The organism is Pseudomonas sp. SED1, assembly GCF_034044025.1.
Lineage (GTDB): Bacteria > Pseudomonadota > Gammaproteobacteria > Pseudomonadales > Pseudomonadaceae > Aquipseudomonas.
The window spans coordinates 1-7,643 of sequence record NZ_JAXCIS010000043.1 but is presented as its reverse complement, the minus strand read 5'-3'; the positions used below and the strand labels follow the sequence as shown (position 1 = coordinate 7,643).

Sequence of the window (7,643 nt, the reverse complement as noted above, 5' to 3'; positions counted from 1 at the left end):
TGCATTCCGATAGAACTTCTCCACCCGCCCCCGCCTCATAATTAACAAGCCCACCTCCACGGCACGCCCATGGACCTTGTTATCGCCCGGCCCGAAGGCCTCTACTGCCCCGCTGGGGATTTCTACATCGACCCCTGGCGCCCGGTTGAACGCTCGGTCATTACCCATGCCCACGGCGACCACGCCCGCACCGGCAATCAACACTACCTGGCCGCCGCCCCCGGCGAAGGCATCCTGCGCTCGCGTCTGGGTCAAGACATCAACCTGCAAACCCTGGCCTACGGCGAAACCCTGCGCCATCACGGCGTCAACTTGAGCTTCCATCCCGCCGGCCATGTACTCGGCTCCGCCCAAGTGCGCCTGGAATACCAGGGTGAAGTCTGGGTCGCCTCCGGCGACTATAAAGTCGAGCCCGACGGCACCTGCGCGCCGTTTGAACCGGTGCGCTGCCATACCTTTATCACCGAATCGACCTTCGGCCTGCCGATCTACCGCTGGCAGCCCCAGGCGCAGATTTTTGCCGGGATCAACGACTGGTGGCAGGCGAATATCGCGGCCGGCAAGGCCAGCGTGCTGTTCTGTTATTCCTTCGGCAAGGCTCAGCGGATTCTCCACGGCATCGACGCCAGCATCGGCCCGATCCTCAGCCATGGCGCGGTCGAACCCCTTAACCGGGTATACCGCGAAGCGGGCATCTATATCCCCGAAACCCTCTACGCCGGTGACTTCAAAAAGACCGACCCTTTGCTGCGCCAAGCCCTGATCATCGCCCCGCCCTCGGCCGGCGGCAGCACCTGGATACGCCGTTTCGGCGACTACAGCGACGCTTTCGCCAGCGGCTGGATGCGCCTGCGCGGCACCCGCCGGCGGCGCGGAGTGGATCGCGGCTTTGTGCTCTCAGACCACGCCGATTGGCCTGGGCTGTTGTGGGCCATCGAGCAAACCGGCGCTGAGCGCGTGATGGTCACCCACGGTTCTGTGGGCGTATTGGTCCGACACCTGCGGGAAAAGGGCCTCGACGCGCAAGGGTTCACCACCGAATACGGCGATGACGAAGAGGAAGCCGCGTCATGAAAGCCTTCGCCGAGCTGTACGCCAACCTCGACGCAACCACTTCCAGCAATGCCAAACTCGCGGCCTTGCAGGCTTACTTCCTACAAGCGCCAGCGGAAGATGCCGCATGGGCGGTGTACTTTTTATCCGGTGGCCGCCCGCGGCAACTGGTGCCCACGCGGTTGCTGCGGGACATGGCCACCGAAGCCGCGAGCATTGAGCCGTGGTTGTTCGAAGAGAGTTATCAGTCGGTAGGCGACCTGGCGGAAACCATTTCCCTGCTGTTACCGGAATCGCCCCACACCTCCAACGACGGTTTGGCCGTGTGGCTCGAAGAAAAACTCCTGCCCTTGCGTGGCCTGCCGCCAGAAGAGTTGGCCGAACGCCTGCCTGCGTTGTGGGCACAATTGGATCAACCGAGCCTGATGCTGTGCATCAAGCTGATCACCGGCAGCTTCCGGGTTGGCGTATCGAAGTTGCTCGTCACCCGCGCCCTGGCCGCCATGGCCGGGCTCGACAGTAAACGCGTGGCTCAGCGCCTGGTGGGCTACACCGACCTGTCCAACCGTCCGACCGCCGAAGGCTATTTGAAACTGATTGCCGCCGAATCGTCCGACGAGCATGCGCAACGCGGCGGGCAGCCTTATCCGTTTTTTCTCGCCCATGGCCTGGCGCAACCGGTGGAGCAATTTGATGCCTTGCTCGGCGCCCCCGCTGACTGGCAAGTGGAATGGAAGTGGGACGGCATCCGCGCACAGCTGGTCAAGCGCGAAGGCCGCTTGTGGATCTGGTCCCGGGGCGAAGAACTGGTCACCGACCGCTTTCCGGAACTTCATGAGCTGGAAAACAGCCTGCCGGATGGCACGGTGATCGACGGCGAAATCGTGGTATGGAAGGGCTCGGTGCAACCCTTCGCCCTGCTGCAACAGCGCATCGGCCGCAAAACCCTGAGCAAGAAAATCCTCGAAGACGCCCCCGTCGCGGTACTGGCCTATGACCTGCTGGAACACCAGGGCGACGACTGGCGCAACCACACCCAGGCCGAGCGTCGGGCACAACTGGAACAGGTGATCAGCGACTGCGACCAGCCCACGTTGCGGGCGTCGCCTTTGCTGACCGGCGACAGCTGGCAGGCCTTGGCGGAACAACGTGAAGCCTCCCGCAGCCTGGGCGTGGAAGGCATGATGCTCAAGGCCCGGGATGGCCTCTACGGCGTGGGCCGCACCAAGGACATGGGCGTGTGGTGGAAGTGGAAAGTCGACCCGTTCAGTGTCGATGCCGTGCTGATCTATGCCCAGCGCGGCCATGGCCGGCGCGCCAGCCTGTACAGCGACTACACCTTCGCCGTATGGGACGGACCGCCCGGCAGCGAACGCACGCTGGTGCCATTCGCCAAGGCGTATTCGGGGCTGACCGATGAAGAAATGCGCAAGGTCGACGGCATCATCCGCAAGACCACCGTGGAGAAATTCGGCCCGGTGAGCAGCGTGACGCCCAGCCTGGTGTTTGAGTTGGGCTTTGAGGGCATCGCCCTGTCCAAGCGGCACAAGAGCGGAATTGCCGTGCGTTTCCCGAGGATGTTGCGCTGGCGCCAGGATAAATCCGTCGAGGAAGCCGACAACCTGGCGACACTGCAGGATTTACTGGCCTAACACCTCTCTCACGAACACCACAGATCAATGTGGGAGCGGGCTTGCTCGCGAATGCGGTGTGTCAGTCAATACATCTGGTGACTGATCCACCGCATTCGCGAGGAAGCCCGCTCCCACATTTGAAAACTTCACACGCCCCAAAATAATGCATAGATTTATCAATGCCCATTTTCGGGCATTTCCTACCGACACAACTCCTTAATCTCACCTTTTAAAACGACCATTCGGAACTATGGTGCAGAAATTGCTACTTGAGTCAGGTCTGACACCGTTCAGTAACAGTCCTAACCGCGCCACAAGCGCTTATCTTGGTTTCCAGGGATTACATAATGAAAAAAGCATTGCTGACCCTTTCTGCACTGGCTCTGTGCATGGCCGCCGGTTCCGCGCTGGCCAAGGAATACAAGGAATTGCGTTTTGGTGTCGATCCGTCCTACGCGCCGTTTGAGTCAAAAGCCGCTGATGGCAGCCTGGTGGGCTTCGATATCGACTTGGGCAATGCCATCTGTGCCGAGCTGAAGGTCAAGTGCAAGTGGGTCGAAAGTGATTTCGACGGCATGATTCCAGGCCTCAACGCCAACAAGTTTGATGGCGTGATTTCGTCGATGACGGTCACCACAGCCCGTGAAAAGGCAATCGACTTCTCCAACGAGCTGTTCTCCGGCCCGACTTCCCTGGTGTTCAAAAAGGGCGCGAACTACTCCACGCCTGAGTCCCTTAAGGGCAAAAGCGTTGGCTACGAGCAAGGCACCATCCAGGAAGCCTACGCCAAGGCCGTACTGGACAAGGCCGGTGTGACCACCAAGGCCTACGCCAACCAGGACCAGGTGTACGCCGACCTGACATCCGGTCGTCTGGACGCTTCCGTACAAGACATGCTGCAAGCCGAACTGGGCTTTTTGAAGTCGCCAGCCGGCGCTGGTTATGAAGTCAGCAAGGCCATCGACGATCCACTGCTGCCGTCCAAAACTGCGGTCGGTATCAAAAAAGGTAACAAAGACCTCAAGGCCTTGTTGGATAAAGGTATCAAAGCGTTACACGATGATGGCACCTACGCCACCATCCAGAAGAAACACTTTGGCGATCTGAACCTGTACAGCGGCAAATAATGTCTGGGGCGCCCTTCCGCTGGAGGGGCGCTTTTTTATCGCCATAGGTCCTGATTTATGTTCGAAGATCTTTTGCAAACCCTGGGGCTCAGTGCCTTTAGCTTGAAGGGTTTCGGCCCGCTGTTGCTGCAAGGCACCTGGATGACCGTCAAGTTGTCGGTGTTTTCCCTGGCCGTCAGCGTGTTGCTGGGCTTGCTCGGCGCCACTGCCAAACTGTCCAGCCTGGCGTTCGTGCGGGTTCCCGCACAGATCTACACCACCTTGATTCGCGGCGTGCCCGACCTGGTGCTGATGCTGCTGATTTTCTACAGCCTGCAAATGTGGCTGACCGGCTTTACCGACTTTATGGAATGGGACTACATCGAGATCGACCCATTCAGCGCCGGGGTGATCACCCTGGGCTTTATCTACGGTGCGTATTTCACCGAGACCTTCCGCGGTGCGATCCTCGCCGTGCCCCGTGGCCAACTGGAAGCCGCCACGGCCTACGGACTCACGCGTGGCCAGCGGTTTCGCTTCGTGACCTTCCCGCAGATGATGCGCTTCGCCCTGCCGGGCATTAACAACAACTGGTGCGTGATGCTCAAGGCCACGGCCCTGGTGTCGATCATCGGTTTGGCCGACCTGGTCAAGGCCGCACAGGATGCCGGCAAGAGCACCTATCAGCTGTTCTATTTCCTGGTGATCGCCGCGTTTATCTACCTGTTGATCACCAGCGCGTCCAACTTCGTCCTGCGCTACCTGGAACGGCGCTACTCCGCAGGCTCCCGGGAGGCAGTGCGATGATCGAACTTATTCAACAATACTGGCGCCCCTTCCTTTATAGCGACGGCCAGCACATCACCGGCCTGGCCATGACCATGTGGCTGCTCAGCGCCTCGATCTTCATCGGCTTCCTGGTGTCGATCCCGCTGTCCATCGTCCGGGTGTCGCGCAATCGCTGGGTACGCTGGCCCGTGCAGTTCTACACCTACCTGTTTCGCGGCACACCGCTGTATATCCAGCTGCTGATTTGCTACACCGGGATCTACAGCATCGCGGCGGTTCGCGCGCAGCCGGTACTGGATGCGTTTTTTCGCGATGCGATGAACTGTACCCTCCTCGCCTTCGCCCTCAACACCTGCGCCTACACCACGGAGATTTTTGCCGGGGCGATCCGTAGCATGGCCCACGGCGAAGTCGAAGCGGCAAAAGCCTACGGCCTGAGCGGCTGGAAGCTGTATGCCTACGTGATCATGCCGTCGGCCCTGCGCCGCTCGCTGCCGTACTACAGTAATGAAGTGATCCTGATGCTGCACTCGACGACGGTGGCCTTCACCGCGACGATCCCGGATATCCTGAAAGTCGCCCGGGACGCCAACTCGGCCACCTACATGACCTTTCAATCATTCGGTATCGCTGCGCTGATCTACCTGACCGTGACCTTTGCCCTGGTCGGTCTGTTTCGTCTGGCGGAGCGTCGCTGGCTGGCCTTTCTCGGCCCCAGCCACTAAGGAGCCTTCATGCGTCATCAGATTCACCCACTCGTGGCGCCGGTGCCGGGCACGGCGCGGCAGATCCACAGCTTCCACTTCGGGCCGGAGCAGGCTGAAGGCAAGGTCTACATCCAGTCGTCGCTGCACGCTGACGAGTTGCCGGGCATGCTGGTGGCCTGGCACTTGAAAGTGCGCCTGGCGGAGCTGGCAGCGGCCGACCGCCTGCGCAGCGAGATCGTGCTGGTGCCCATCGCCAACCCGACCGGCCTGGAACAGGTTTTGATGGACATCCCCCTGGGCCGCTACGAGCTGGAAAGCGGGCAGAACTTCAATCGCCTGTTTGTCGACCTGAGCGACGACGTCGGCAATCAGGTTGAAGAACTGCTGGGGGATGATCCACAGCACAACGTCGAACTGATTCGCGACGCACTCACCATGGCCCTGGCAGCGCAAACACCCGTCACGCAACTGGAATCCCAGCGCCTGGTGCTGCAACGCCTGGCCTGCGATGCCGACATGGTGCTGGACTTGCACTGCGACTTCGAAGCCGTGGCGCACCTGTACACCACTCCCGAAGCGTGGCCCCGGGTGGAGCCGTTGGCGCGCTATATCGGCTCCGAAGCCAGCCTGTTGGCTACCGACTCCGGTGGGCAGTCGTTCGATGAGTGTTTCACGCTAGTGTGGTGGCAATTGCAGCAACGCTTTGGCGAGCGCTTCCCGATCCCGATGGGCAGCTTTTCCGTCACCGTCGAGTTGCGCGGCCAGGGCGACGTCAACCACGGACTGGCCAGCCTCGACTGCCAGGCGATCATCGATTACCTGATTCACTTCGGCGCGATCAGCGGCGAGCCTGCAGCGTTGCCGGCGCTGCCCTACCCCGCCACACCGCTGGCGGGCGTCGAGCCGGTGGCCACACCGGTGGGCGGTTTGCTGGTGTTCAGCGCCCTGCCTGGGGAATACGTGGAAGCCGGGCAACTGATCGCCGAAATCATCGACCCTATTTCTGACCGCGTAACGCCGGTGCATTGCCGCAATGCCGGCCTGCTTTACGCCCGTTCGCTGCGGCGCATGGCCACTGCCGGGATGGTCATCGCCCATGTCGCGGGCACTGAAGCCTATCGCAGCGGCTACCTACTTTCGCCTTGAGGATGCACGCCCCATGTACAAATTGACCGTTGAAGGCCTGCATAAAAGCTATGGCGACAATGAGGTGCTCAAAGGTGTCTCGCTCAAGGCCAAGACCGGTGATGTGATCAGTTTGATCGGCGCCAGCGGCTCGGGCAAAAGCACCTTTTTGCGTTGCATCAACTTTCTTGAACAGCCGAATGATGGCGCGATGACGCTGGATGGTCAGCAGATTCGTATGGTCAGTGACCGCCATGGGATGCGCGTGGCGGATGATGCGGAGTTGCAGCGCCTGCGTACGCGGTTGGCGATGGTGTTTCAGCATTTCAACTTGTGGAGCCATATGAGTGTGCTGGAGAACATCACCATGGCGCCGCGCCGGGTCTTGGGCTGCAGCAAGAAGGACGCCGAGGACCGTGCTCGTCGGTATCTGGACAAGGTTGGGTTGCCGGCGCGGGTGGCGGATCAGTATCCGGCGTTTTTGTCGGGGGGCCAGCAACAGCGGGTGGCGATTGCCCGGGCGTTGGCGATGGAGCCGGAGGTGATGCTGTTTGACGAGCCGACTTCGGCGCTGGATCCGGAGTTGGTGGGTGAGGTGTTGAAGGTGATCCAGGGGTTGGCCGAGGAAGGCCGGACGATGATCATGGTGACCCATGAGATGAGCTTTGCCCGCAAGGTGTCGAGCCAGGTGCTGTTTTTGCACAAGGGGTTGGTGGAGGAACAGGGTGCGCCGGAGGATGTGCTGGGTAATCCGAAGAGCGAACGGTTGCAGCAGTTTTTGAGTGGGAATTTGAAGTAGCCGGTAGGGGTGGGGGCATATCCGTTATTTAGGTAACGGCCGCCTATGGTTCCGCTCTTACAGCGGCTCACTTTTGAACAGCGCAAAAGTAAGCAAAACGCTCTTGCCCCACCACTCGGCACCTCGCTAATGCTCGGTGTGCCCTCACTGCGGCTTTGGACCGTGGGCCGCCGCGATGGGCCATCCTTGGCCCAGCGCGGCTAACCCGGCGTCCTGCCGGGTTACCCACGGTCCAAAGCCTGCGTTCGGCCAGCGTGGTTTAACGGGGCGCCTAAGATCAAGATCAAAAGCAGATCAACAGCACAGCGGCCTACCGGCCGGCTTGAGTGTGGTGAAGCAACAGCAACAGCAACAGCGAAATCAAGAGCGGGCACAGTCCAAATGTGGGAGCGGGCTTGCTCGCGAAGGTCGTTAACGATGACGCGGGCAT

The 7,643-nt window shown here is 60.6% G+C and carries 7 protein-coding genes; all 7 read left to right on the top strand.

Translation table 11 applies throughout. The features are described from left to right. The first annotated feature begins 69 nt into the window (after positions 1–69). The 7 genes from SNL23_RS05045 to SNL23_RS05015 all read left to right on the top strand — a co-directional run bounded on the left by SNL23_RS05045 (position 70) and on the right by SNL23_RS05015 (position 7,213). Positions 70–1,074, top strand: coding sequence for a ligase-associated DNA damage response exonuclease (locus SNL23_RS05045; protein WP_258344022.1), 1,005 nt, complete (start codon positions 70–72; stop codon positions 1,072–1,074). Next, a complete protein-coding gene (locus SNL23_RS05040) occupies positions 1,071–2,705 on the top strand; it encodes an ATP-dependent DNA ligase (RefSeq protein WP_318301775.1) in 1,635 nt (544 codons plus the stop codon). The genes SNL23_RS05045 and SNL23_RS05040 overlap by 4 nt, the downstream gene beginning before the upstream one ends. A gap of 329 nt (positions 2,706–3,034) precedes the next feature. Next, a complete protein-coding gene (locus SNL23_RS05035; protein ID WP_258344020.1) occupies positions 3,035–3,814 on the top strand; it encodes a transporter substrate-binding domain-containing protein in 780 nt (259 codons plus the stop codon). Between the two features lie 57 nt (positions 3,815–3,871). Then, complete coding sequence (locus tag SNL23_RS05030) at positions 3,872–4,600, top strand: ABC transporter permease (RefSeq protein ID WP_318301774.1); 729 nt, start codon at positions 3,872–3,874, stop codon at positions 4,598–4,600. Continuing rightward, positions 4,597–5,307: an ABC transporter permease gene (locus SNL23_RS05025; RefSeq protein ID WP_318301773.1), complete on the top strand. Its 711-nt coding sequence runs from the start codon at positions 4,597–4,599 to the stop codon at positions 5,305–5,307. Before SNL23_RS05030 ends, SNL23_RS05025 begins: the two co-directional genes overlap by 4 nt. 9 nt (positions 5,308–5,316) lie before the next feature. After that, positions 5,317–6,435: a succinylglutamate desuccinylase/aspartoacylase family protein gene (locus SNL23_RS05020; protein ID WP_076016566.1), complete on the top strand. Its 1,119-nt coding sequence runs from the start codon at positions 5,317–5,319 to the stop codon at positions 6,433–6,435. Between the two features lie 13 nt (positions 6,436–6,448). Further along, positions 6,449–7,213: an ABC transporter ATP-binding protein gene (locus SNL23_RS05015; protein WP_063032874.1), complete on the top strand. Its 765-nt coding sequence runs from the start codon at positions 6,449–6,451 to the stop codon at positions 7,211–7,213. The last annotated feature ends 430 nt before the right edge of the window (positions 7,214–7,643 follow it).